The 25,803-nt window shown below is 62.6% G+C and carries 18 protein-coding genes and 1 CRISPR repeat array; of the genes, 4 read left to right on the top strand and 14 right to left on the bottom strand.

Annotated elements, in window-relative coordinates:
• Window positions 1-35: 35 nt before the first annotated feature.
• The gene (locus FB389_RS06260) at window positions 36-1,031 is read left to right on the top strand and encodes a hypothetical protein (protein ID WP_142111999.1); all 996 of its coding nucleotides are present in this window, start codon (window positions 36-38) and stop codon (window positions 1,029-1,031) included.
• Between the two features lie 173 nt (window positions 1,032-1,204).
• On the opposite strand, the gene FB389_RS06255 is transcribed toward FB389_RS06260, so the two are convergent.
• The 8 genes from FB389_RS06255 to FB389_RS06220 form a co-directional block, all read right to left on the bottom strand.
• Window positions 1,205-1,672, bottom strand: a complete 468-nt coding sequence (locus tag FB389_RS06255; protein WP_142111997.1) for an aminoacyl-tRNA deacylase — start codon at window positions 1,670-1,672, stop codon at window positions 1,205-1,207.
• A 113-nt stretch (window positions 1,673-1,785) separates the two neighbouring features.
• A complete protein-coding gene (locus FB389_RS06250; protein ID WP_142111995.1) occupies window positions 1,786-2,289 on the bottom strand; it encodes a hypothetical protein in 504 nt (167 codons plus the stop codon).
• 167 nt (window positions 2,290-2,456) lie between these two features.
• A complete protein-coding gene (locus FB389_RS06245; RefSeq protein ID WP_142111993.1) occupies window positions 2,457-2,975 on the bottom strand; it encodes a hypothetical protein in 519 nt (172 codons plus the stop codon).
• 89 nt (window positions 2,976-3,064) lie between these two features.
• Complete coding sequence (locus FB389_RS06240; RefSeq protein WP_246043555.1) at window positions 3,065-4,216, bottom strand: SGNH/GDSL hydrolase family protein; 1,152 nt, start codon at window positions 4,214-4,216, stop codon at window positions 3,065-3,067.
• 232 nt (window positions 4,217-4,448) lie between these two features.
• Window positions 4,449-7,364: a CRISPR direct-repeat array (repeat unit 36 nt; unit sequence GCTGGGAATCGTATTCAGGCCCCTCCGATAGACTTC).
• Window positions 7,365-7,415: 51 nt separating this feature from the next.
• Window positions 7,416-7,721, bottom strand: a complete 306-nt coding sequence (cas2, locus tag FB389_RS10980; protein WP_425467270.1) for a CRISPR-associated endonuclease Cas2 — start codon at window positions 7,719-7,721, stop codon at window positions 7,416-7,418.
• A 7-nt stretch (window positions 7,722-7,728) separates the two neighbouring features.
• Window positions 7,729-8,643: a type II CRISPR-associated endonuclease Cas1 gene (gene cas1 / locus FB389_RS06230; protein ID WP_142111986.1), complete on the bottom strand. Its 915-nt coding sequence runs from the start codon at window positions 8,641-8,643 to the stop codon at window positions 7,729-7,731.
• Between the two features lie 6 nt (window positions 8,644-8,649).
• Window positions 8,650-11,967, bottom strand: coding sequence for a type II CRISPR RNA-guided endonuclease Cas9 (gene cas9 / locus FB389_RS06225; protein ID WP_142111984.1), 3,318 nt, complete (start codon window positions 11,965-11,967; stop codon window positions 8,650-8,652).
• 772 nt (window positions 11,968-12,739) lie between these two features.
• Window positions 12,740-12,985, bottom strand: coding sequence for a hypothetical protein (locus FB389_RS06220; protein ID WP_142111982.1), 246 nt, complete (start codon window positions 12,983-12,985; stop codon window positions 12,740-12,742).
• A 1-nt stretch (window position 12,986) separates the two neighbouring features.
• Here FB389_RS06220 and FB389_RS06215 point away from each other — a divergent pair, with 1 nt between their 5' ends.
• Both FB389_RS06215 and FB389_RS06210 read left to right on the top strand, forming a co-directional pair.
• Window positions 12,987-13,865 (top strand): immunoglobulin domain-containing protein, encoded by an 879-nt coding sequence (locus FB389_RS06215; protein ID WP_142111981.1) that lies wholly within the window; start codon window positions 12,987-12,989, stop codon window positions 13,863-13,865.
• 437 nt (window positions 13,866-14,302) lie between these two features.
• Entirely contained in the window at window positions 14,303-14,782 is a 480-nt protein-coding gene (locus FB389_RS06210) for a YbaK/EbsC family protein (protein WP_142111979.1), read from the top strand.
• A gap of 186 nt (window positions 14,783-14,968) precedes the next feature.
• Here FB389_RS06210 and FB389_RS06205 read toward each other — a convergent pair whose 3' ends face one another.
• Entirely contained in the window at window positions 14,969-16,942 is a 1,974-nt protein-coding gene (locus FB389_RS06205; RefSeq protein ID WP_142111978.1) for an HNH endonuclease signature motif containing protein, read from the bottom strand.
• A 239-nt stretch (window positions 16,943-17,181) separates the two neighbouring features.
• On the opposite strand from FB389_RS06205, the gene FB389_RS10470 reads away from it, so the two are divergent.
• Window positions 17,182-18,474 carry a Swt1 family HEPN domain-containing protein gene (locus tag FB389_RS10470; protein ID WP_246043677.1) on the top strand — a complete coding sequence of 431 codons (1,293 nt, stop codon included), beginning with the start codon at window positions 17,182-17,184 and terminating at the stop codon, window positions 18,472-18,474.
• Between the two features lie 165 nt (window positions 18,475-18,639).
• Here the strand turns inward: FB389_RS10470 and FB389_RS06195 are convergent, their stop codons facing one another.
• From FB389_RS06195 to FB389_RS06175, 5 genes are all read right to left on the bottom strand, one after another.
• Window positions 18,640-19,713: a YwiC-like family protein gene (locus tag FB389_RS06195; RefSeq protein ID WP_142111976.1), complete on the bottom strand. Its 1,074-nt coding sequence runs from the start codon at window positions 19,711-19,713 to the stop codon at window positions 18,640-18,642.
• A gap of 25 nt (window positions 19,714-19,738) precedes the next feature.
• Window positions 19,739-20,245, bottom strand: a complete 507-nt coding sequence (locus FB389_RS10695; RefSeq protein ID WP_142111974.1) for a TM2 domain-containing protein — start codon at window positions 20,243-20,245, stop codon at window positions 19,739-19,741.
• 277 nt (window positions 20,246-20,522) lie between these two features.
• On the bottom strand, window positions 20,523-21,035 hold the full coding sequence (nrdG, locus tag FB389_RS06185) for an anaerobic ribonucleoside-triphosphate reductase activating protein (RefSeq protein ID WP_246043554.1): 513 nt from the start codon (window positions 21,033-21,035) through the stop codon (window positions 20,523-20,525).
• Between the two features lie 63 nt (window positions 21,036-21,098).
• Window positions 21,099-23,435, bottom strand: coding sequence for an anaerobic ribonucleoside-triphosphate reductase (gene nrdD / locus FB389_RS06180; RefSeq protein ID WP_246043553.1), 2,337 nt, complete (start codon window positions 23,433-23,435; stop codon window positions 21,099-21,101).
• 317 nt (window positions 23,436-23,752) lie between these two features.
• A complete protein-coding gene (locus FB389_RS06175; RefSeq protein ID WP_142111970.1) occupies window positions 23,753-25,801 on the bottom strand; it encodes a M3 family metallopeptidase in 2,049 nt (682 codons plus the stop codon).
• Window positions 25,802-25,803: the final 2 nt, after the last annotated feature.

Here is a 25,803-nt window from a genome sequence, read left to right as displayed (position 1 = left end):
TCGCATCCGCCGATCCCGCTCGGAAAGGGTGAATCGTGAGCGAATCGAACGACCGCAACAACGGATGGGCCGTACCGTCTGGGGGTGACACCGCGCCGGGCGATGGTGGCGCCGCGGGCGCACAGGCTGGCAGCGAAACCCCGAGCGGTGGCAGTCTTCCCGGCGTCGGCAACGCGAGTGACGAGTTCTCCCCCATACCCCCGCCGGCTCCCCACTGGGCGACGGCGCCTCCCGCGGAAGCGGCGGGCGGCGCGGTGCCAGCGGCGGCGCAAGGCGACCGGTCGCCGTGGGCGGCTCCCATGCCCGGCCAACAGATGCCCTCGCCCAACTCCGGCGGGCAGCCTGCCTTCGGCAGCGTCCCCGGCTACCCGGCTGGGCAGGGTTATCCGGCTGGGCAGGGTTTTCCGGCCGGGCAGGGTTATCCGGCTGGGCAGGGTTTTCCGGCCGGGCAGGGTTACGACCCCGCAGCTTACGGGCAGCCGGGTTACCCGGCTGGGCAGGGTTATCCGGCCGGGCAGGGGTACGACCCCGCAGCCTACGGGCAGCCGGGTTTCCCGGGTGCGCCGGGGAAGCCGAAGAACCGCCTGAGCACAACGAAGACGGTGATTCTCATCGCGGCGGCCGCCCTGATTCTGGCCGTGGGTATTGGCGTGGGGGTCTTCGCGATCCGCGGAGCGCTCAACACCAACACTCCGACCCACGTGGCCCAGCGATTCGCCAGCGACTTCATGGCGGCAGAATCGTGCGATGACAAGGTCTTGGAAGTCGTCAACAACCTGACAACCTCGCAGTTTCGCGGTGGAAAGACCGTCACATGCTCCGATTTGTCGTTCGAACCGAATGCGGACGGCTTCAGCCTCACCGTGAGTGACGTGAAAACCCAGGGGTCGAACGCCACTGCGACCCTGACGATGAAGGGGTCGACGGATTCTTCCGCGAACGGAACCTACACGTTGACGCTCTCTAAGGTCGACGGAAAATGGTTGGTGAGCTCGTTGGCGCAAACCGCTGCGGATTCCGCTAGCGTCTAGGGCGCGGGCGCCTCTCGCCATGCCATCTGCGAGCGGGGCCGCGCCGGGCGCGGGTTCCTGCGCCTCCACCAAGGCACGCCTATGCCTGCGCCAACGCCTATGCCTGCGCGTCCGACTGCGCCAGCGCCCGCGCCACGCCTATGCCTGCGCGTCCGCCAGCGCCCGTGCCACGCCTATGCCTGCGGCGTCGTCACGTCGGCCACCGTGGCTGAAAGGACGCGGATAGCGTCGTCGGCCGCCAGCGTTGCCGCTACGCCGTGGGCGCCGGCGCCCAATGAAATGGTTTGGCCAACGATGGAAGAGTCGGCCACGACCGGCCACGCGGTCGTCGACCCGAAGGGCGTGATCGTTCCGCGTTCGTAGCCAGTGACCGCGAACGCGGTTGCGGCCGGCGGCATGGACAGGCGCCCAACGCCGAGCAGGCCCCGAAGCTTCGGCCACGATATCTCGCGGTCGCCGGGAACCAGGACGAATAGGTAGTCATCGTCGGCCCGCCTGACCACGAGGGTCTTGACGATTTGGCGGGGATCGATTCCGCGCATCGCTGCCGCTTCCGCCAACGATTTGGCAGGGCCGTGGCGGGTGATGGTGAATGCGATTTCGGCTTGGCGCAGGGCCTCGATTGCGCGCGTTTCGCTCATCCTGCAAGCGTAACCTCGCCGGGAACCAAACCCGTGCGCATAAGTGCCGGTGGCGCCGAGGGGATCGTCAGTCCCTCGGCGCCACCGGCCACCACTTGGCGATTGCGCGCAGGCTATTTCTCCGAGATCGCCGCCAGCTGCTCGGCTAGCGAGGCGATGTCCGCTTCGTATCCATCGATGTCCGCGGCCAGCGCGGCGATGGATTCGGTGAGAGTCGCCGTCTTGGCCGCGTAGGAGGAAATGCGTGTCGCGTTCCGGTCCACCGCGCGTTGGGCCTTGGCCCGGGCTTTGACCGCCGCGCTGTCATTCGCGGATGCCACCTGGACGGCGGTGGCGGCGCTCGTCGCCTTTGCTTGTGCCTTCTTGTAGGAGACCGTGCGCTTCTTCACGGTCTTCTTCGCTGCGCGAATTTTCGCCGACGAGGCCCGCCTCTTCGCTTTGGCAAGTTTCGCCTTGGCGCGGGCGAGTTTCTTTTTGGCCGCCAACGCCTTCTTCTTCGCGGCGCTCGCAGCCTTTGCGGCTGCGGTCTTGGCCGCCGCGGTCGCCTCCGCCGCCTTCTTTTCGGCGCTCAGATCAGCGGCTAGCTCCGCCCTGGTCGATTCGGCGTCCGCCGCCAATGCCGCCGTGCCGTTGAGTTGCGCCGCGGCGGCAGCCCGCGCGTCCTGGGCTGCTGTTAGTTGCGATTCTGCGGAAGACTTGGCGGCGTTCAGCGCACCATAAACATTAGAGTGATCCGAGGCCGTAGATGGACCTTGCGCTTATTAACGTGGGGTCCGGCGGCGACCTACTTGCCGACCAAAATGAGTTTCATTTTTCCGGGTTTCGTGACCGAGGAAACTCCGATGATCAGCTTCGTGCGGGATTGCTCCGCAAAGGTTGGCTTGTAGCTCGCGACTGTCGATTTGTTGAGAACCTTGATAACGCGCAGCTTTTGAGTCTTCTTACCCTTGAGTTTCACGTTGACCCGTTGGTTCTTCTTGAGCTTCCAGGCCTGCGCGGCACTCCTAGGCCCTTCTTTCACTCCAATAACGATTGGCTGCGTAACTCCCTTGACCTTCACCTGGGCGAAAGTAGTGAGGAGTTTAAGGGCGTTCTTAGGTTTGCTGATTCCGGCCAGGCTCGTGCGGAACGTGGAGGTGATAGTGACCGCCTTGGGTGCGGCCAGCGTGGGGGTCGCGCCCGTTGCGTTCGAGGCTGCCGTTGTTGCGCTCGCCGCAGCGACGACGCTTTCCGCCGCTTGGGCGGGTGCGGAGGCGCCGAGCGTCGATGCGGCCAGCAGCGCGGCGATGGCGAGGGCGGTCATTTTATTGCGCATTTACTTCTCACGTTTCATATGTAGTTGCTGTGTGTGGTTGGCCTGCCTCGCGATTATACGCAGGGCGAATGGAGTCGCTACCGCGCGGAAGCCACTGTGCAAAGGAACCGTGCGAATCTAGTGCCGATGAGATCGTGCGCGGCAGGTCCGGGGTGCAGTGCGTCCGGGAGCGGCAGGGCCTCGGCGTCGGCGGCGCCGAACAGTTCTAGCCCGTCAATGAGGTGGAGGTGGGGGTCGGAGCGCTCGTTCGAAATTGACGTGAGGAGGCGTCGAATTGACGTGAGGGTGAGGTGCCTCGGCGCGGCATCGGCGGGATCGCCTGTTGCGATGAAGCGTGCGGTGCCGGTGGCGAATGCGGCGGGATCGAAGGCACCGGGGCCGGGCGTGTCTTCGTGGATGCCGCAGAAAATCGGCGTGATTAGCAGGATCGGTGTGGTTGGATGGCCGTCGCGGATCGTGTCCAAGAATCCGTGTACGAGCGGGACGAAGATGCGCTCATGCATGGCGTCGAGGTTGACGACATTGATTCCGATGCTCGCGGAAATAACGTCCGCGCGCGTTTGCGCGATCTGGCGTGCAATAAACGGGTCGGCCATCGCGCTGCCGCCGAACCCCATATTGATGAGGTCGACGTTTCCGGTGTTGCGGGCCGCGACGACCGGCCAGATGCCCGTCGGCGAGGCCGCGTTCGAGCCCTGGCTGATCGAACTGCCGTAATTGATCCAGGTGACTCCCGCCGCGGCGACGGGTAAGGCGGCCGCGTCGGCAACGAGAGAACGGAGTTCGACCTGTTCATTGAAGGGAAGCCACATGGCGATGTGGTGGGTTCCGGTGGGTAAGTCACTGATCGTGACGACGTCGTCGGGGCCGACGGTTCGCGAGGTCGTGCCTGTCGCGAAGTCGGTTTCCAGCGCGGTTCCGCCCGTGAGCGCGTGGCTCGCGATTATGTGGCCGTCGACCTCGATGTCGATTTGCCCCCGCGGACGCGTGATCCCGGCGTAGGTGAACCGCGTTGTGTGGACGGTCAATTCGACGGTGGTTGCGGCCGTCAATAGTTCGACGCGCACGCCGGATGGCTGAGCCTCGGCGCCCATCAGTTGGGGGTCGCGGTAGCGATGGCGGTTGGCGGTCGCGATGCGGTGGGGGATTGCTCCCTCGCTCGTGATTTCGAGGTCCGCCGCGCCGCGGACGAACTGGTCGGTAAAGGGAATGGTGTGCTTGGTTCTCACGAGTTTGCCTGTCGGTGTATCGGTTGCGTACTCCCTTGAGTCTGTCACCCGCCCCACAGGCATCGCTAGGTATTTACCTGCTTGACGCGAGCGTAATCGCGGGGAGCGGGGCGGCGGGGTCGATTGCTTGCGGTTGTGCTTGCCTTGTGCGGAGTGCCTTGGTCGTTTCATGCCATTGCTGGCAGGGGGCTGAGCTTGTCGAGTCTTCTGCCTCGCGCCGTGCAATGCCCTTGCTGGGAATCGTATTCAGGCCCCTCCGATAGACTTCGTCACGCGGTGCCAGTCCGTGCGCCCGTGCTGGGAATCGTATTCAGGCCCCTCCGATAGACTTCGCAAAACCCTTTACGGGACTCAGCCACAGCTGGGAATCGTATTCAGGCCCCTCCGATAGACTTCTGGAGCACGAGTGCCTGTCCAGCCTCATGCTGGGAATCGTATTCAGGCCCCTCCGATAGACTTCTGAACCGAGCATGAACGCCGCCGATTCCGCTGGGAATCGTATTCAGGCCCCTCCGATAGACTTCGGTTGATCGCCGCGTGGTCGCGCGCGTAGCTGGGAATCGTATTCAGGCCCCTCCGATAGACTTCAAATGTTGATCGAGTCGGGCTTGTATCCGCTGGGAATCGTATTCAGGCCCCTCCGATAGACTTCTCGATCGTCACCGACTGCCCAGCGGGAAGCTGGGAATCGTATTCAGGCCCCTCCGATAGACTTCCAAGTGAGTTGTCTACGCCCCTTAGATGGCTGGGAATCGTATTCAGGCCCCTCCGATAGACTTCACGACCGACGACGACTACTACACGACAGGCTGGGAATCGTATTCAGGCCCCTCCGATAGACTTCGCTACGCTGCGCTCCGCTGGTCGCTCCCGCTGGGAATCGTATTCAGGCCCCTCCGATAGACTTCTGGACTTCTGGCACCCTGGCGCACTCTTGCTGGGAATCGTATTCAGGCCCCTCCGATAGACTTCTCCGATCTGCGCCATGCTTATGCGTCCAGCTGGGAATCGTATTCAGGCCCCTCCGATAGACTTCCCGACCGTGCCCGCGGCGACGAGATACGGCTGGGAATCGTATTCAGGCCCCTCCGATAGACTTCGACTGCCCGCTCACCGCTCGCCGCTCACGCTGGGAATCGTATTCAGGCCCCTCCGATAGACTTCTGCACAAACTCCGACAATGGCCCGGAATGCTGGGAATCGTATTCAGGCCCCTCCGATAGACTTCAAGTGTTGATCGAGTCGGGCTTGTATCCGCTGGGAATCGTATTCAGGCCCCTCCGATAGACTTCGCATTACTAACCCTGAATACCGCGAGACGCTGGGAATCGTATTCAGGCCCCTCCGATAGACTTCTGCCGGCAGACCTGAAAACCGCGGATTCGCTGGGAATCGTATTCAGGCCCCTCCGATAGACTTCACCGTGGTCATCGTGCACCGGTAAACCCGCTGGGAATCGTATTCAGGCCCCTCCGATAGACTTCACGCGATCCGTCGCGAAGGGAAGCACGTGCTGGGAATCGTATTCAGGCCCCTCCGATAGACTTCTAATCTGCGCATAATCCGCGCGTTCAGTGCTGGGAATCGTATTCAGGCCCCTCCGATAGACTTCTAAAGGGTTCGCAGCATGACCGCCCTGGGCTGGGAATCGTATTCAGGCCCCTCCGATAGACTTCGGTTCACCCGCCGAGCCTCTCCAGGAACGCTGGGAATCGTATTCAGGCCCCTCCGATAGACTTCACCGCGTGGGCTGAAGCGTTGGATTCTCGCTGGGAATCGTATTCAGGCCCCTCCGATAGACTTCCACGGGGCCGCGCTCGGGCTTGTTCTATGCTGGGAATCGTATTCAGGCCCCTCCGATAGACTTCCGTGGGATTTCGTGCGAACGATCTTCGGGCTGGGAATCGTATTCAGGCCCCTCCGATAGACTTCTCCGGCGCGAAGTGGGCGCGCGCGGCGGGCTGGGAATCGTATTCAGGCCCCTCCGATAGACTTCACACGCGCAACGGCGGCATCACTGTCCTGCTGGGAATCGTATTCAGGCCCCTCCGATAGACTTCGATAGTCGCTGTCGCCGTTCCTGTTCGGGCTGGGAATCGTATTCAGGCCCCTCCGATAGACTTCGCAAATGCGGTGCCGTAATCAATGAGACGCTGGGAATCGTATTCAGGCCCCTCCGATAGACTTCCGCTAATTACGCCCTAGTGTCGGCAATCGCTGGGAATCGTATTCAGGCCCCTCCGATAGACTTCACGACTTTGCGTGCGCGTTTGATTTGAAGCTGGGAATCGTATTCAGGCCCCTCCGATAGACTTCTGCACAAACTCCGACAATGGCCCGGAATGCTGGGAATCGTATTCAGGCCCCTCCGATAGACTTCCTCACGGCAACGCGATCCCCTCGACCGGGCTGGGAATCGTATTCAGGCCCCTCCGATAGACTTCTGTTCGCCCCGAACCTCCGTACGCCACTGCTGGGAATCGTATTCAGGCCCCTCCGATAGACTTCCCTGCAAGCAGGTCGCTCACCGGCCTGAGCTGGGAATCGTATTCAGGCCCCTCCGATAGACTTCGTCGTGCCCTCAAGCCCACCAACACCCAGCTGGGAATCGTATTCAGGCCCCTCCGATAGACTTCGCGATGCGGCTTTGAGCGATTCGAGAGGGCTGGGAATCGTATTCAGGCCCCTCCGATAGACTTCTGCCCACCCTGCGCAGACCCTGACCGAGGCTGGGAATCGTATTCAGGCCCCTCCGATAGACTTCAGTGCTGCTCGCCAGTGACAGAGAGCTTGCTGGGAATCGTATTCAGGCCCCTCCGATAGACTTCCTCTACACGTTTTCGGATACGGCCTAGTGCTGGGAATCGTATTCAGGCCCCTCCGATAGACTTCAGTTCGGTGTCGGTGAGGGTTTTGAGGTGCTGGGAATCGTATTCAGGCCCCTCCGATAGACTTCGTCAGAGGCTCCGGCACAACAAACCTATGCTGGGAATCGTATTCAGGCCCCTCCGATAGACTTCTCGCACTAGGCACTAACATCTAGGCAACGCTGGGAATCGTATTCAGGCCCCTCCGATAGACTTCACCCTAGCGCTGTACTCACTACGCCTATGCTGGGAATCGTATTCAGGCCCCTCCGATAGACTTCTGAGAGGCCCTAATCGTGGTTCTGACCTGCTGAAATAGGTCAGAACCACGATTAGAAAAGCAGCAGCGGAGCGGGTGCCTGCTCGATGTCGGAGGGGTCTCCGTTGCAAAAACGGAAACCTTGGGACCACTGCCGATCAGTGACGCGAAGTATGCGCACCTCCCCACCCTTAGGTAGGTACGCAGACAAGGTTGAAGCGAGCCGAAGGCTTGTTGCGGACGTTACGGAGTATCGCGCATACACCGACAACTGGACCATTTGAAAGCCTAAGTCCTTCAGGAGATGGCGATAGGCGGTCGCTTCCCGGCGCTGTTCCTTAGTTTGGACTGGCAGATCGAACATGACGATTGCCCACATCGGATCCTCACTCATCGTCAATGACTTCCTCGGGTCCGTCCCACACCGGCACGTCCAGCTTTGCCACTTCGCCTTCAACGTAGCGTCCGAAGCGTTGCGCCAATGAATCCATCTCTGTCGTGAGAATCCGGCCGCAACCGAAGCCCATTCGTGATGCATTGACCAGGTGCTTTTTGGTCGCAGGGGCGTCCATGCCGGGGGCTTCCACATCGATCTGCGCGACGGCGTAGTCGATGGCCGGGCGGAACGGCTCGATCATGTCGTCGACCAGTGAGAATGGGTTGCTGCGGCCGCGATGGAATACGCCCAGGGTGGGGCTGAGCCCGGCTGCCAGTACCGCACGGATTCCGTGACCGCGCAGTATGGTGTACGCGTAGTTGAGAAGTGCGTTTCGTCCCTCCGCGGAACCGGGTATGCGGGAGAACTCTTCGTGGCCGAAAAGGCGTTGCCAGTAGATACGAGCCGCCAGGCCCTCGCGGTTCTCGGGATCGCCGGACCTAACCGAGTTAGCAATGTCGCGAAGTTCATTCCCACCTGACCTGCCGATGGCATCCAGGGTGTGAGCCTGGCCGAGGATCTTGGCGCGCACGACCCGGCCCCACGCATTCTTTCGCCTGGGGGCGCTGAGCGCTGCTTGTGCGCGGTTGCGAGCGCCGACGCGGGTCGTATTCGACCACGCATACGCACCACCGACGGGGACGCCTCGCCAATCGCACATAAGTATTGCAACGTCATGCTCGGTCGCGGCGATGAGCGCACCGCCGGATACACTCGAACGAGCACCGATCAGCACGACGGCTAAATCGGCGAGCATCGCACGTCCCACAATTTCGCCATCGACACATACCTGAAGCTCACCGCGCCGATGCCGTATCGAGACAGGTGAACTTGTTACATCAAGAACCTGCCAGCCCCTAGCCATGTCACGTCACTCAGCCTGCGGCGACCACGAGACTGGGAGGTGGGCGGCGGATTCCTGTCTTTCGCGTCCGAGGGTGTCGCGACGGACAACCTTTAGACCAGGCATCTGCATCAGGACGTTTATTTTGGGCCGCCATGCTTTCTGAATAACTGTCGTGGCGTTTTCTGAGAGGTCGGCGGGGGTCGCTTCCTTCGACAAGAGGAGGGGGCGGACTTTTAAGGTTGTGGGTGATTCCAATCCAGTTACCTCCCACCGAGTAATACCCGGGAAAGCCTCAAGGAACTCACCAATCGATCCGCGGGCGATTGGTACCTTCACCTGTATTTCATCCCCCGGCACCAGCCAGCCCAGATACTCGGCCTCGCCGTTCACTACCGCGTTGCGGCATTTCGTTTCGGCAGTTCGCATACTGATTGAACCGGGATCCAGATCGAATCCGAATACGTCACCGCCGCGGGCACCGCGCAGGTCAATCGCGAAGACTCGAATCATTCCGTAGACGGTCTTGCCGCGGTGTTGGAAACGGTAGACGCGTGCATGGTGCAGTGCGTCACCGAGTTTCACCCACCCGCCGCGAACCGTCAATGCGGCCGCAGGCGTGGGGAAAAACTCGAGGGGGTCCATCGCCTCGACTAGCCTTCCTTGCACGCGGATGCGACGAGCAGACGATTCGGGTAGACCCCGCTGCGGGTCGTAGTCTTCGTGCCTTGTCAGCGCATGCCACAGCGCGGGCGTTGATGCCCGATCTATGAGTGAGGCTGGTAGCTCATCGCCCAGGCGGATTACGGGGGCGGAGGCCTCGTTCTTCTTCGTTTTCTTTGGATAGAACGAGGCCACCTGATCCTCATGCAGCCTGCCGACGTTTGGCGTGAGTCTTAGCGGGCGGCGGACGATGATGGTGTCCTCGTCCAGCGCGCGTTGCAGCAGACTGACCGCAGCTTCCATGCGATGTTTCCACCTGCGGAACTCTGAAACGAGTGCTGGCGTCGATCCTTCATGGGTCTTCCACCCGGCCGCGTCCGCGGTGGGCGTATAACGCGCAGCGTCCCGCATCGCAAGCCGCTCGCCAAGCACCTGGGCGGCGTAGGGCTTCATGAGAGCGACCACGGCCGCGTCGACAACGTGATGGCGCCGGTCAAGGCGTTGCTTACCCTGTCCGCCGATCATCGTGAAGGCCTTGTCAATGCCGGCGGCGCGGCGCGCCTGTGCGGTTATCGACCCGCGGTAGACATTTACCTTTGTTTCGTCTTTGAAGTGCGCCTGGATGCGGGCCGCGAGTTCCCGTGCCATCCACGCGACCGACTCCATAGGACGCTCGTCAGTATCGTCGTAATTCGCAGTCTGGATGTTACGAATGACCCGCGTCTTCAGCGATCGCAGGGCGGCAGGATTCGGTAAATCGGAAAGGTGTCGCCAGGCTTTGACCCGTTTCACGGCATCTTTGACTGAGATGTTCGGGTTGGTGCTCCTTTCTGCCCACACCGCGAAAGGCGTGTTCGATTTTGAGAGGTTGCACGAGACGCAGACCGCAACGAGGTTATCTTGGGTCGAGCGGCTACTTTTCCCGCGGCGCGGTCTGATGTGATCCAATTGGGAGGAGGCGTAGGTGATGCCCGCACCGCAGTAGACGCACGTGGCGTCTTGGCGCTCGACGATAAGGAACCGGCGTACCTGTTCGTCGCGCACTTGATCGGTTGGCGTGCCGGTTTCTGCGGCAAACCGTTGCCTGGCGGCTTCACGTTTCCGCCTGCGCGATTCCGCTTCCCGCTCCATTTCGCGGGCGCGAGCGACGCTCACAAACGCGTCGCGCACGTGTTCGATGACGACCCTTTCTGGCGCGCCCCAGCGGCGTCCGACTTGTTCAAGCCACCGCCCGACGATGCGGGTTACGCGGTCAACGGCCGGGTTTCCGATCGTTGCCCCGATGGGATCGACGGGTGGGCGCCAGTCGTTGTCTACTCCGAATTCCGCCTGTAAGGCTGCATGGAGGTCCAATTCGGAAGAGGATAATCTGGCATTCAGGCGCCGCAACGAATTGACCGAATAAGCGGCTCTGCCGCGGGGCAGATCCAGCGCTTCCAATTTGATGAGTTCTTCAGGGGTCAACGATGCGAATAATTCGTCGACCTCCGCCTGCTCTTCGGAGCTTGCCTCGGTCTGCCGCGACCCGGCTATCAATTCGGTAAATGCAGTCCGGTCAGCCTCATTTGCATCGCGCCACCATTCTCTGACAGCGCCAACAGAGCACCGGCTCATGAGGTGATTGGTTCGATCCGTTGGCGGGCGTGTTGCGGGTTCGCCGTCGGGACCCGCGTTGGCGGTTCCCATGAGCGAGCGCCGCGGTATCCCCAGGAGTTCGGCGACCATGCCCCAAGTCGGAGATTCCGAATCGCTCCAGGCCAGGAGCCAATCGGCGACGATCCTGCGTTGGTCCTTGTCCAAGGGGTGCTCGGTGCCGGCCTCGGATATTCGCAGATTTGCGATGGTGGCGCGGATGCGGAACTCTTGGAAAGCCGGCGAGGATTTCGAGGATCGCGGGTGCGCGCGCTGACCGGGCAGGGGGTCTTTTCCGACCCGGCCTTCCGCTGACCCGCGGGGCGATTCCGCAGCGAATACGGCTTGCTCAATGGCCCATGCCGTGTCTGGATCGACCTGTTGGACCTCGAAAATGGTGTGTAACTCATTCGCAAGGTCGCTTTGGAGGAGGCGGGCGACCATGGCGCCGCTCGGTCCGCGGAGCTTCGGGCCCGCGGGGAGTCCCGACTTTTCGGCGATTGCCTCGGCAACGATTTGTCCGACCGTCATGATCTCGCCGTCGCTATTGTTTGGCGATACGCCAAGCAAATCCGCCATCTTTTCGAACGGCTCGCTGGGTGCGGTGTACCCCCGGAGCGCTTCCACGCGCTGATACGGGTTGCGCCAACCGCGGTGGCGCGCGATGTGGCGTACGGATTCCGCAATCATTAGCGCCCGGCGATCGGGATCCGCGATAAATCCGCCCGCTAGTGCGGCGCGATATAGCCATGGTGCGCGGGGGTCCTTAGGCGGTTGAGTTGCCACTTGGAATCCGTTGCTAGCCAAGACCGAATCAAGTTCTTCGAGCCGGAGCTTGCGCCTGCGGTACCTGCGTCTGGTGCGCCGCGCGATCCCTGCAGCTTCCAGCCGGCTGGTAGCTGCCTTTTCGAGTCCCCGGTGCACGCCGCCGTCGTGCAGAAATGTCTGGGCGTTAAGTAGGGCAACTGGGGTGCCATCATCGTCTAGCTCCCACAGCGCTACCCCTACCGAGTTCGCGCCGACGTCAATGCCAGCGACCGTGCGGGTCATCTTTGACTCCTTGCTGCGATATCCGCGCCGGGAACGCGCCACCTAGTGGCGGTGCCCGAGCGTATTGATTTATATAAGCCGAACGCCCGCAGGGTTACCCGCGGGCGTGTCGGTGGAGAATTCAGTCCCGCTAACCTGTCGGGACCTACTGGGAATCGTAAGTTCAAAGTTACAGGTGGATGTTCTTACAGGTCAAGCACTTAAATCGTGCATTTGCCCGGCAGGTCAGGTGGGCGCTGTGCGCCGTGTGCGTGTGTTCTATGGGCGGCACAATGCTTGGCGATGGTGGGCGAACCTCGCTGCGGCGCCTGCGATTGCTCCAATCGATGTCCGGGCGCAGCGGCGGACGTGCATAAGGGTGGCGCGGTGAATTAATGCGCACCGTTTTGAAACGGGGTCTGTGACAGACAAAAGAAATCTGGAACGCCAAGGAAAATCGAATCTTCACGGTGCACTCCTTTGTGCAGTTGCTCGATTAAACGAAAGCGAGAAGCTTCGATGAGGTGAAGCACGATTCCCAGCCACGAAGACCCCTCGTTTGTAAGAACATGGTGCCATGAAGACCAATGTTGGTTCAATCCCTTCGGATATCGCTTCCGCGAGGGGGCAAGGGCGGGGGGCGCTCGTCATTAATTACGGGGACGAGGCCCGGCTTCCGCGTCTTGCATGAGTTGCGTTTTGGTGTGGAGTTGGGGCTCTGACAACGAATGTCAGAGGGCTGCCATAGCGTCTGTGCGCGTCACCGGGTTCATCTTTTGAAACGGGAGGCGACTCATTGATACGCGATTTGGAAGTTGGTGGTTGTGATGACATCTAAACAGGTGGTACGGCAATTGAGGTCGGCGGTGGTGCTGTGCACCGCCGTGGGGTTGGCGAGTTTTGTGCCGAGCGCGAATGCGGCCGAGCGATCCACTGCAAGCGGTGAAGTGGCGGTGGTCGCTGCAAGTGCGGACAGCCCCAAAATCGTGAAGCAGCCCAAGTCGACCGCGGTTGTGAAGGGCAAGAAGGCGAGGTTCACTGTGAAAGCGAAAGGCTCAGGCCTGACGTATCAGTGGTCGGTCAAGGCGCGGGCGGGTTTATGGAAACGAGTTAGTGGAAAGGCCGGCAAGAAGAAGACGCTTGTTCTCAAGGCCAAGGGGGCTTACGACGGAGCCTCGGTGAGGGTCGTCGTGGGCGGCAAGGGCACGGGCAAGAAGACATCTAGGACGGCGCGGCTCACGGTCATCTCGCGGCCAACCTTCGAATTGCAACCAGCGAGCCCGCTGGTCGACGCGGGGTCCGCGCTGACGCTAAAGGCGAGAGCCAGTGGCAATGCCGTCAAGTATCGCTGGGAACGGAGCTCGAATAACGGCGCGTCCTGGCAGGCCGTCACGTCGTACCGCAGTTCGCCTGATCTGAAACTGACGCCGAAGCTCAAGGAATCGGGCAACCGTTACCGGGTTACGGCGAAGAACGCTGCTGGTATTCGGACGAGCCGTGCGGCGATCATCGTCGTGAATTCGACGCGAAATGACGCTTATGCCGAGGGCTCGACCGTTGTAATGAATAACTGGACTGTTCTGATCGACCGAGCGGTGTATGACTTGACGGACTCCGGGGATCAACTCGTCTTTGGGATGACCAAGGCGTGCTATAGGGGACCTGGAAAGGCGCTGGCTTGGAGCGATCTGGCAATCGAGTACGTCGGAACGAACGGGGTCGTTTACGACAACGGAGACGTCTTTATCGACGGTGACATCTGGGACGCGCCCGAGGTCTACACCGGCGGCTGCGTAGCTTTCCCATCGTTTGCCTTCCCCGCGCACGGCACGGCGCTTGGCGGTGTTTGGCGAATTAAGGACAGGTCTGATTGGAACGTTGACTCGGTGGCCTTCGTCGAGGGCCCGACAAAATCGTAGCCCCGTGTCTTCCGGGGCGTCATGACCGGCGAGCTTGCGGTCGTGACGCCCCGTTGTGCCGTCGCGCGAAGCTATGCGGAGCGTGCAGACGGTTGAGTGGCAAGCATGCCGACCGAGCGCTGCAGAGGCGCGGTGTGCTGAGTGCGGTTGGTTAGCGTTGGGGGTCGCGGTTGGGCCGGCGCTATGTGACGCGGTGGTGTGTTGAGTGCGGTTGGTTAGCGCCGGGGGGTCGCGGTTGGGCCGGCGCTATGTGACGCGGTGGTGTGTTGAGTGCGGTTGGTTAGCGCCGGGGGGTCGCGGTTGGGCCGGCGCTATCTGACACGGTGGTGTGTTGAGTGCGGTTGGTTAGCGTTGCCTGTCTGGTGCCGGTGGTTGGGGTTGTGTGTCTGGTGAGCTGGATGCGATGACAGTGCTGCGCGCAGCGATATCGTTGAGAGATGTCTGAAAGTACAGTTCGCCACTACCTTGAGAGATTTGGGCGCTCGCACGACATCCGTGTTTTTGCCCAGTCATCCGCAACCGTTGAACTGGCCGCGCAAGCCGTTGGGTGCGAACCTGCGCGGATCGCGAAGACCCTGTCGCTATATTCGCAGGACGGTAATGCCGCGGTGCTGATCGTTGCGGCGGGCGATGCGCGGATCAACAGCGGGGACTTCAAGCGGGCCTTCGGATATAAGGCGAGATTCCTGCAATCCGATGACGTCGCGCGGCTCACCGGCCACGAGCCCGGTGGGGTGTGCCCGTTTGCCAACCCAGAATCCGCCACGATCTATCTCGATGAATCACTGCGCAGGTTCGAAACCGTCTACCCCGCCGCAGGGAGCGCTAATTCGGCAATCGAACTAACGCTGAGCGACCTCGAGGAACTATCCAACGCGGCCGGGTGGGTTAGCGTTGCGCGTCTTCCACTCGGCTAGGGGTATTGCGCTTGGCGGCGCTGCGCGGTGCTGTGGCGCGGATGGGCGCGGATGGGCGCGGATGGGCGCGGATGGGCGCGGATGGGCGCGGGCGGGTGAGCTTCGTGGAGGGGCGCTGCGCGGTGCTGTGGCGCAGATGGGCGCGGGCGACAGGCGTTGCGGTGACAGCGTCGGGACCCGACGCGATCAGAACGGCGGTTCCTCGTCATCGTCGACGGCTGCAGTCTTGAAAGAGCGCTTCAGGAGACGTTCGTATCCGGTGGGCGGTGCGCCGGTGGCTGCGCGCCTGAGGTGCCGGACCTCTTCATCTATGCCGGGCGTGATGATGTATGCGTGCCCGGTCGGCGTAGTCCACCTGAACGTTCCCGGCGTCATCTGCACAAGCGTGTGGCCGCCGTCGGTCTTGATCTGGTGATCTCGTTTGCAAAGCGGGCCCAGGTTAGCGGCACTGGTCACACCGCCATGTCGGTGAAACTCTTCGGTGTGATCGAGTTCGGCGCTCTGGGCACTAACCGAGCACCCCGGTCTCACGCAGTACCTGTCGCGAGTCCTCACGTAATCCGCCATTTCAGCGGGTGGCCGATATCGCGTCCGGCCGACATCCAAAACGGCCCCAGATTTAGGATCTGTGACGATCCTGCGCCACACTCCGCCCGCGGCTAGCGCCCTGGCGGTGTCGGGATGGATTGGCCCGAAACCGTCCAACTCAGCGGGTTCGTTGCTGTCGCCCAGCAACACGTTGAGGGGGACGGTGACATTGATCTGCGCGCGCACCGGCAGACGCTTTGACTCGGAACCGGCATCGTCCGTGTCGATAGGCGCACCACTCAACGCCTCGACAGTGTTGGCGGGGCTGCCGAAAGGCTCGGTGGCCGGGGTCTCAAGCTGCGCTGTGGTTGTGTCGGCGGGGCGTGCTGGGCGAGTGAGCCGCGGTTGCGGGCTAGTGGGGGTGCTGGCGAATGCGGCGAGGAACTCGCCATTGTGCTCGTTGCCATTGGCGCCGCGCGTGGTTTGGCAGCTTGCCCCGCTGCACGGGTTCAAAATGGCCGCGACCAGCAGATCCGCACGGAGTTGGTCTAAGGTCCGCTTGTCGCCGCCGTTGCGCACCGACCGAGCCTGATGGTCCAGTACCTTGTCAACAGCGATTGCATCCGCGGCGGGCAGCACGGCCTGCCAGCTAGCCATGTCGTCGGGAAGAGGCCGCGGACGTTCCACTCGCCGCCGCTTTCTGGCACCCTCAACCGCAGCTTGGTCATGGCCGTAGAGGCGGACCCGTTCGCGGGCAATGGCCCGCCCTAACTGTGCGGGAGTCTTGGCCCCGGCGGAGGGGAGAACTCGTCCCTGAATGATGCTTGCGTCCTCGATGTCGACGCAATCCAATTCGCGGGCGACAGTGCGCGCCTTTTCGGGGCTGATGTGACCCGACTGAAGTGCGCGCCCGGTTAGATCGAGGCGCCCCAAGAACAGCTCCCTAGCCAGCTCAACGCGTTGCCGTGCCTGCATGCGTGAGCACTGAAGCCGGATCGCGACCTCGTCACCGGTCGTGTCCTTTACGGTCACTTCCCCGGCACTGGCGGGCCAATCCGGGCGCATGCTCGGTCGCGTACTCAGTTCGGCGATGGCGCGCAGTTGTTCTGCCTCAACCCATGACCGCATTCTGTCCCACGCGGCGATTGCATCGACGAGTTCCTCGTCTTGATAGCTAGCAGGATCGATGTTTCCGAGCACGAACCCTAACTCCGCGCACGGCAGAGAGTCGTTCATTGTGGCGCCCAGAAGGCGTTCGCGCGGATCCAACTCCCGCAGACGTCCAGTTGGTTCTACAACAACGTAGCCCGCGTCGTCGGTTCCTGAGGAAACCAACGTCCACGGTCCCGGATCATCTGAACCGTCGGTGGGCGAATCCTCGTCCCAACTGTCATCTTCAAACTCGGTTCCGAACGGTTCCTCATAAAGCGACCGCTCGCGCATTTGTTCTTGCATCCACTCGGGAATGGGGGGCGGGTCGAGAAGGTACGCCGGTGGCTCCTCATCAAGCATGCGACGGTTTGATGCGTGGCCGCCCGATGCCGGCTGCGCGGTGGCGGGCGCGTAGCCGTTGAGGCGCAGGTGGGCGGCGAATGTGGCGACCTCCCACGAGCTTGAGCGACGATTCTCCATGCAGCAATCATACAGGTGTTCGAATCCGAATGCCAGTCGAACGGACGTCGAATCGCAAGTTTAGTTACGAGTGGGGGTCACCCCCGTGTATTTCATCGCTTGACGAAATGCGCGCCCGCCCGCGGATGCTTGGCCGTCGTCGGGCAATGTCAGAGGCTAGGTGCAGACTGCGAGTACGTAACATTAGGAAGCGCATGGCGCTCGTCCGCGGCATCATGGAGGGTTGAATTGCAGTGAAAATGACACCGAATCTCTACGTCAAATCCGCATTGGACTATCTGGCATCGCGGCTCGATCCGATCATCGGTGAGCGATTCGCGCGCGAACTGGGCGGCCACCCCTGGACCGTGATATTGCGAATTATCGACGAAAAGAAGGGGCGGAAACCCTCGGACGAGTACATGTGCGGTGATTTGCAACCGCAATTGCGTATGCTCACGGAATGGCTCGGGGAGTTCGCGTATCCGTTTGACCGTGGTGATCGAATTTCGCGAACGCTGGCGGGGGAGCTGAGAATCTTTCGCAATAGGCTTTCCCATACATATCGATTTGAGATGGACGAGGCCTATCGCGCCGCAGACACAAGCGCGCGACTACTTGCTGAGTTGGCCGACGCGGGTGCTACGCATGCGCGCACTATAGCTGATGACATTCTTATGGACTTAGCTAGGGAGCGCGGACTCACACGAAGTGCGGTGGACGAGGTAATCGCCAAGACGGACAGCTCGATTGTCGCGGATGAGGGTGCGCTGTCTGGCGGTGGTGCGGATGGCGGTGCGGGTGCCGGTGCGAGTGCGGGTACGGTGGCTGGCGGTGGCGCGGATGCCGGTGCGGGTGCGCTGCCTGGCGGTGGCGCCGGTGGTGCGCTGGGCTATGGGGCAAAGCAGCGTCATCAGGGCCTCGTCCCCACCCCGACAGGGGCAACCCGCGGGCAAAGCCGAATTGGAATCGAGGGTGAGTGGGCTGATGAGCACGTCGAGCCTGCTCCCGAAGTGATGGCGAGCGATAGGACGTTCATTGGGGCGTCCAGGCTCCCCTACCAGCCGTGGCAGGTCGCGCGGGACGGTGACCGGACCGTCATTGAGGACTTGCGTAAGAAGTCGCCCAGGTTGCAGGTCCGCTCTGTTGCTCTCGAGATCGTTGATTTTGAGTGGCCGATCGCAGTCGAACGCCTGGTTCGATTGACGGCGAGCTCGTTCGGGGTGACGCATCTGGGGGGCAAACTCAAGAAACAGCTTGAGCGTCAGGTGGTCCAGTGTGGAGCGTTCGTTGACGACGATAAGTTCGTGTGGCCCTCGGATATCGATCCGACAACTTGGGACCAGTTTCGTCCGAATGGCAGTGATGTCGGGCGGGAATTCACTCACATAAGCCCCGTTGAAATCGCGAATGCGGCAAAATTCATCAGCGCGAAGCGGCCCGAACTGGGGCGGGCGGAACTTGAATCGGAGGTACTGCGAACCTTTGGAAGGGCTCGCAGGTCAGGCAAGATACGCACGCACCTGGAAAATGCAATGGAGCGAGCGGGTTAGATGTATGCCACAAGCGCCGCGCAAACTGCGAGGGTCGCGATGATCTCGCCGATGCCGAGTTGCTTGGGTGATGCCTGCGGAGAGAAACGGGGAACAAGCGCGGCGCGAAGAGCAAGCGCGCCGGCGACGACCGCAAGCGCCCACCCCCACGGCACAGGGCCGGAATCAGATGCCGGAACGGGAAAATCGAAGGGGGCCCACGATCGCCGCATCGCAGCGGTTGCGATGGCTGCGGGTGATGTGGTGGTGGCTGTGGTGGCTGCGGGTGATGCTGTGCCGGGTGCCGTGCCGGGTGCCGTGCCGGGTGCCGTGCCGGGTGCCGTGCCGGGTGCCGTGCCGGGTGCCGTGCCGGGTGCTGTGCCGGGTGCTGTGCCGGGTGATGTGGTGGCTGGTGATGTGCCGGGTGCCGTGCCGGGTGATGTGGTGGGTGCTTGTGGTGGCTGCGGGTGCTGTGATGGTGGCGGGTGCGATGGCTGCGGGTGCCGGTGCCGCGGGGGCGCCCGCCGCCGCACCCGTCGTCGTTGCGGCGTAGGCAGCCAAACACGCCGCTGCGACCAATGCGAGATGGTAACCCACCGAGGCCGCGTAGACAATCCGATTACCGCGCTCGCGGATCATCGTCTTCACGTACAGGACCGTGCCAAAAAAGTACGCAAATAGCACCACTGCTGCCAGGCGGGCGGGGGCAAAGGGTTGCGATCCGATGACCGACCACCACACGGCGTGAGGTGCGAGCCCAACCCAAGCCGACACCAGTGCCATCGCACACGCTGCAACGGCCGTGATCGCGTCGTTCCACACCGACCTATCCGCACGCCGATATGAAGCATAGAGGCTGACCGCCACCAGCGGGAGAAAGAGCACACCCCAAGCGACGAGGAGTGGCGCCGAACTCATCACGGCGGCGACTAGGATCAGGGCCAGCGCGCCGTATACGAAGATCGGCGGGGCATACCGCGCAAAGCGCCGTGACTTGACGGCCAGTCCGCAGGCGTAGAAGGCGCAATAACCGCACAGCCAGGCCGCGGCAAGAGGAATATGCTGCCAGCTGGGCCGTGAAGCGATGGCGCCCATGACGAGTGGCGCAATGAGCATCGCCCACGCCCCATGATGCTGCGGTACCCATCCAGAGTTGCGATGGGAGCGTCGCTTTGGGGCGCGGGCGATCGGTGGCACAGGGGCCGATGTGTTGCCGGATTTGAGGCGGGTTGCGTCTGGGGCCGAAGGGCTTCGATGCATCAGCGTTGCCAGATCGCGGAACGAATCAAACGGAGGTTGACGAGTACGCGCCGATTCCGGTCAGCATTCCTGCCGAAATCATCAAGATGGTCGAGACGATCGACACTGCGAACAGCGCAACCGTGACGATGATCGCGGTCCGCTTGTTCTCTTCGTATCCCGCCAAGCTGCGACCGTTGCTGTCCCGCATATTCCCGGTCAGGATGATGATGAGATCGATCAGTGCCCAGATCCCCAGGCCGCCGCCCGTGATCAGCTTCAGGACACCGGTCCCGATCTTTCCGAGGTAGAAGCGGTCGATGCCCCAGCTTCCCAGAAGCAGCGATAGCAACCAGGTCACGATAAACGTCTTGTCCGATACGTAGGCATTTGCCAGGTACGAGTTGTACTCGGGTGCGGGAGCGCCATAGGGACTCTGCGGCGCTCCGTAATTCTGCTGAGTTGTGCCATAGGGGTTTGACTGTTGGCCGAAAGGCTGCTGAGGCTGTCCGTATCCGCCCTGCTGGCCAGCGGGATCGTTGTTGAACGTCATGGAATCTCCTGTGAAAAGGTCGCGGGCTTTGAACTCTACATGGATAGCAGCAGCGCGACAACGGAATCACAGGTGGCGAGGTCGGCGGGGGCCGCGCGGTGTGCGCAGAGGGGCGCGGTCGGCGGGTGGCGGGTGGTGTTTGCCGGGGGCATAAGGGGTGCGGTCGGCGGGGGCCGCGCGGTGCGCGCAGAGGGGTGCGCGCAGAGGGGCGCGGTCGGCGGGTGGCGGGGGGCATAAGGGGCGCGGTCGGCGGGGGCCGTGCGGTGCGCGCAATGCGCTAGCCCGGCAGCCACTCCACGGCGCGGCCCGCCGCGCAGGACAGCCGTGCGTCAAGAACGCGCTGGTTGCGCGAGCCGCGAAACGGCAGGCTCAGATCGCGCTGCGAAATCTCGAACGGGCCATCGACCAGCACATCGATCGAGCGCAGCAGATCGAGCTTGTCGGTCGACCCGGCGCGGGCCTCGTCCATGATTTGTTCGAACGTGTACCCCGACCAGCACCACACGTCCTTGGCGCGCCCGAACCGGGCCCTGAGCGCACCCACAATCCGCAGGCACACTCCCGTGTTGAGGAACGGCTCCCCGCCGAGCAGCGTCAAACCCTGCACGGCGACATGCCCCAGATCGTCCAGGATCCGCGCCTCCAGCGCCGCGGAATACGGCTCGCCGCAGCGAAAGCTCCAGGCGGATTCGTTGAAGCAGCCCTCGCACGCGAACAGGCAGCCCGAAACGTAAAGCGAGCAGCGCACGCCCTCGCCGTCGACCATCACGAACGGCTTGTAGTCGGCCACGTAACCTTGGCTGAGTTTCTCGGAGCGCCACTGCCCGGGCGCCGGTGTGCGCATCGCCCAGGCCTAAACGGGCAAGGCCGGCGGGTCGTCCGTCTTTGCCGCGGGGACAACCGGCGGGTCATCCGTCATCGCCGCGGCCGCAACGCGCAGGTCGCCCTCCAAGTGCTTGAGGCGGGACGAGATCTCAACGTGGCGCCCATGCACCATCGGCCGTTGCTGCGGGTTTCCCAGGTACCCACACGTCCGCTTGACCACGTCGCAACTGCGCGGATCCTGATTGCCGCAATCGGGGCATTCGAACCCGGCGGCCGTGGGGTGGAATTCACCCGCGAACCCGCACTCGTAGCAGCGATCGATAGGCGTATTGGTCCCCAGGTATCCGATCCGGTCATACGCGTAATCCCACACGGCCTCCAACGCTTTCGGGTTGGTGCGCAGCACCGGGTATTCGCAGTAGTGAATGAAGCCCCCGGAGGCGAATGGAGCATAGTCCTTCTCGAAGTCGATCTTTTCGAAGGGCGTGGGAGCCTTGCGCACGTCATAGTGGAAGGAATTGGTGTAGTAATCCTTGTCGGTAATGTCCGCAACGGCGCCGAACTTGGCCTTATCCAGTCGGCAGAACCGATCCGTGAGCGACTCGCTCGGCGTCGAATAGACCGAGAACTGATAGCCGTAGTGCTGGGTCCAGGCCTTGGCGCGAGAGGAAAGCCGCTGCAAAATTCGCAGCGTGAACGACTTCGCCTCCGGGTTGTGCTCCCATTGACCACCGAAGAACGCGGCCGCCACCTCGTACAGGCCGATATAGCCCAGGGAGACGGTGGCGCGGCCGCCCCGGAAGAGCGTATCGACGTCGTCATCGGGGGCAAGGTGACTGCCGAACGCGCCGTGCACATAGAGGATCGGCGCATTGGCGGGTACGGCTTCCTTGCAGCGTTCGATCCGGTAAACCAGCGCGTCGCGCACGGTCTCCAGTCGCTGATCCAGCAGATCCCAGAACGCGTCGGAATCGCCGCGGGTTTCGAGCGCGATGCGCGGCAGGTTCAGGGTCACCACGCCCAGGTTCATCCGGCCCTCAACGACGTCGTTACCGGCCGCATCCTGCCACCCCTGCAGGAACGAACGGCACCCCATCGGGACCTTAAAAGATCCGGTGATGTCAACGATCTTGTCGTAGCTGAGTATGTCGGGATACATGCGCTTCGTCGCACACTCGACGGCCAGCTGCTTGATGTCGTAGTTCGGGTCATCTTTGGTGAGGTTCACGCCACGACGCAGCGTGAAGATCAGCTTCGGGAAGATCGCGGTGCGCCGCTCGCGGCCCAACCCTCCGATGCGGATTTGCAGGATTGCGCGCTGGATTTCGCGCTCCAGCCACCCGGTTCCGAGACCAAACCCGACCGAGGTGAACGGCGTCTGGCCGTTCGAGGTGAATAGGGTGTTGATCTCGTATTCCAACGACTGCATCGCGTCGTAGATGTCTTTGGCGGTGCGCTCGCGGGCGTAAAGCTCGCGGTTCGGCCCCTGTGGGATCCACCGCTGCGCCTCCGCCATGTGCTTGTCGAAGTTCCGTTGCGCGAAGGGCGCCAAAAGCTCATCGATGCGGTTTACGGAGCAACCGCCGTACTGGCTGGAGGAAACGTTCGCGATGATCTGGGAGATTTGCGCGGTTGCCGTCTGGATTGAGCGCGGCGGGTCAACTTCCGCGTTGCCGATGCGGAACCCCTGCGAGAGCATGGTGCGGAAGTCGATCAGGCAGCAGTTCGTCATCGGCGCGTACGGGTGGTAGTCGAGATCGTGGTAGTGAATCTCGCCCTTGGCGTGGGCGTTCGCTACGTGCGCCGGCAGCATTTTCAGGCCGATCGCTTTGCCGACCGCGCCCGCGGTGAGGTCGCGCTGCGTGTTGAAAACGTCCGAATCCTTGTTCGCGTTCTCGTTGACGACGGCGGCCTCTTTGTCGAGCAGGCGGCTGATTGAGTGATTGATGTCCGTCGCCTTCGACCGGTTCAGGTCCTTGGTGACCCGGTAGTCGATGTAGACCTTCGCCACTTCGTATTCGCGAGATTCGAGGAGGATGTGCTCGACGATGTTTTGGATTTCGTAGATTTTCACCTCACCCTCGAGGCCGAAACGCTGCGTCACTTCGTCATCGATCGCGGCCACCAGCGAATCGATCGTGTGCTCGTGCAGCGGTGCCAGCAGGCCGTAAACCTCACTAAAAGCGCGTCGCAGGGCGATGCGGATCCGCGAGTCATTGAACGGGAGGGTGCGCCCGTCGCGCTTGCGCACACTCATGGAGGCCAGGGTTTGGGACGAGGCCGCCTCGCCACTTGTCACGGCGGCCGTGAGGTGCTCGGTGGCGTTGAGAAGGTCCGAGGCTCGTTCCGAATCAACGATCGTCACTGCGATGCTCCTGCACTGGTTCCGAGGTGTGAAATCCGCTTCGTCTGCGGGGATTCCCACAACATGTTGTGGGAATTACATGCTTGTAACCCTAGATTTAGTGGCACCCCTGTCGCAATGGGACGAAGGTCATGGGGGTGCGCCGCAGCGGCGAAATTGTGCGGCGGGCGGGGTGGAAGGATGAATTTCCGCGCCGCGTGTCGCGCCCGGTTGCCGGGGGTTGGGGTGTGCGCGGGGGTTGCGCCCGGTCGCCGGGGGTTGGGGTGTGCGCGGGGGTTGCGCGGGGGTTGCGCGGTCGCGCGGGGCCCCGCGCGCGCTTAGCCGGTAAGACCGCGCCGCCGCAGAAGCGCGTCCACGCGGGCCGGGCGACCGCGCAGGGATTCGAATCCGGACAGCGGGTTGCCGCTGCCGCCGGGCGCGAGCACCTCGCGGCGGAACCTCTCGCCGTTAGCGCGGGTCAGGCCGCCATTCTCGGCATACCAGGCCACGGTGTCAGCGTCCAGCACCTCCGAAAAGATGTAGGCGTAGTACGCCGCCGAATAGCCGCCCGCAAAGATGTGCTTGAAGTAGGTGGAGCGGTACCGCGGCGGAACCAACGGGTAGTCGAAGCCCGCGTCGGTCAGCGCCGACTCCTCAAAATCGGTGACGCCTGCGGGGTCGGCGGGGACCTCGTTCGGACCCAAGCGGTGCCACGCCTGATCGAGCACCGCGGCGGCCAGGTATTCGGTGGTGGCAAAGCCCTCGCCAAACTGCCTTGCGGCGAGAATCTTGTCGACGATGGCGGGGTCTAGGGGCTCGCCCGTCTTGTAATGGCGCGCAAAATTGGCGAGCACCCGCGGTTCCCACGCCCACATCTCGTTGACCTGCGAGGGGTACTCCACGAAGTCCCGCGGCACGTTGGTTCCCGAACTGCTCGGATACGTCACATCCGAGAAGAGGGCATGCAAAGCGTGACCGAATTCGTGAAATAGCGTGATTACCTCGTCCCAGCGCAGCAGCGCCGGTTCACCGGGGGCGGGCTTGTTGATGTTCAGGTTGTTGACTACCACGGAACGCTGCCCGAGCAGGTGATTTTGATCGACCAACGTGTTCATCCACGCCCCGCCGGCCTTGGTGTCGCGCGTAAACCAATCGGCCAAGTACAGGCCGATGCCGCTGTTCCGGGCTCCGGGTTCAGGCTGGTCGAAAACCTCGAAGACCCGGACATCCGGATGGTATGCGACGATGTCGGGTCGCGGCGCGAACGAGATGCCGAACAGTTCGCTCGCGGCGAAGAACACTCCGTCGCGCACCACGGTTTCGAGTTCCAGGTACGGGCGGACCTGATTCATGTCGAATCCGAACGTGTCGGCGCGCAGCTTGGCGGCCGTGTGGAGCCAATCGGAAGAGCGCAACTGCGCGCCGGGGTCTTCCGCGTCGAGGCGTTGTTGCAGGGCGGCGCCTTCCAGGCGAGCATTCGCGACAGCCCGCGGGGTTAGTTCCGAAAGCAGTCCGTCGATGCGTTTGGTGGTCCCCGCCGTTTCCCCCTGCGCAACGTAAGCCGCGTGGTTGGGGAACCCCAGAAGGCGTGCCCGGCGGGCGCGTAGCGCGGCCAACTCGGCCACGAGCGGACGAGTGTCGTGCGGGGGACGGAGCGCTCGTCCTTCCGATGCTTTTTGCACCCTCTCGCGCAGATCGCGGTCATCCAGGGACTCCAAGATCAACTGCGCCGTGGGGAGTTTGATGTCGATCGCGTAACCGTCCGCAGTGGCGAGAGCGTCGGCGGCGTCATCCGGCAGTCCCGCCAGGGCGGCGCGATCCGCGACTGTCACCGCTGCCGCGTTCCCCGCCTCCAGAACGGCCTGCTCGAACGCGGTCTGTAGTTCGTTGATGCGGGTATTGAGCTCGCGTAGCTGTGCCTGCTCCGGTGTCGGCAAATCGGCGCCCGCCCGCGTGAAGTCGCGGATCATTTCGGCGATCCTGTGCGACTGTTCTGGCGAAAGATCCCGCTGATTGGCCGCCAAGCCCTTGAGGCGCGCAAGGAAAGCTCGGTTCATGAAAATGTCGTCGTGATGCGAAGCCAGCAGCGGGGAGGCTTGCAGGTTCACGGCCTGAAACGCCGCGGTTCCATCCGCTGAAACCTGGTTGAAGAGCGGGTGCGTCACCGCGTTGACCGCTGCCACCGAACGTTCCCACGGGTCCAGGACATTGGCCGTCGTTGGGGGCCGTGTCTCAGCGCCGATCGCCGCAACCGTCGCTGCCTGCTGCGCCAAGGCGGCGCGAAGAGCGGGGAGATAGTGGTCCGCCGTGATGCGTCGGAAGTTAGGAATCTGGTACGGCAGGGCGGATGGGGCGAGCAGGGGGTTCGTGGAATCGTAGGCGGTCACTC

Source organism: Rarobacter incanus (genome assembly GCF_006715765.1).
Taxonomy (GTDB): domain Bacteria; phylum Actinomycetota; class Actinomycetes; order Actinomycetales; family Cellulomonadaceae; genus Rarobacter; species Rarobacter incanus.
The sequence above is the reverse complement of the archived record's forward strand: the minus strand, read 5'-3'. Positions and strand labels throughout refer to the sequence as shown.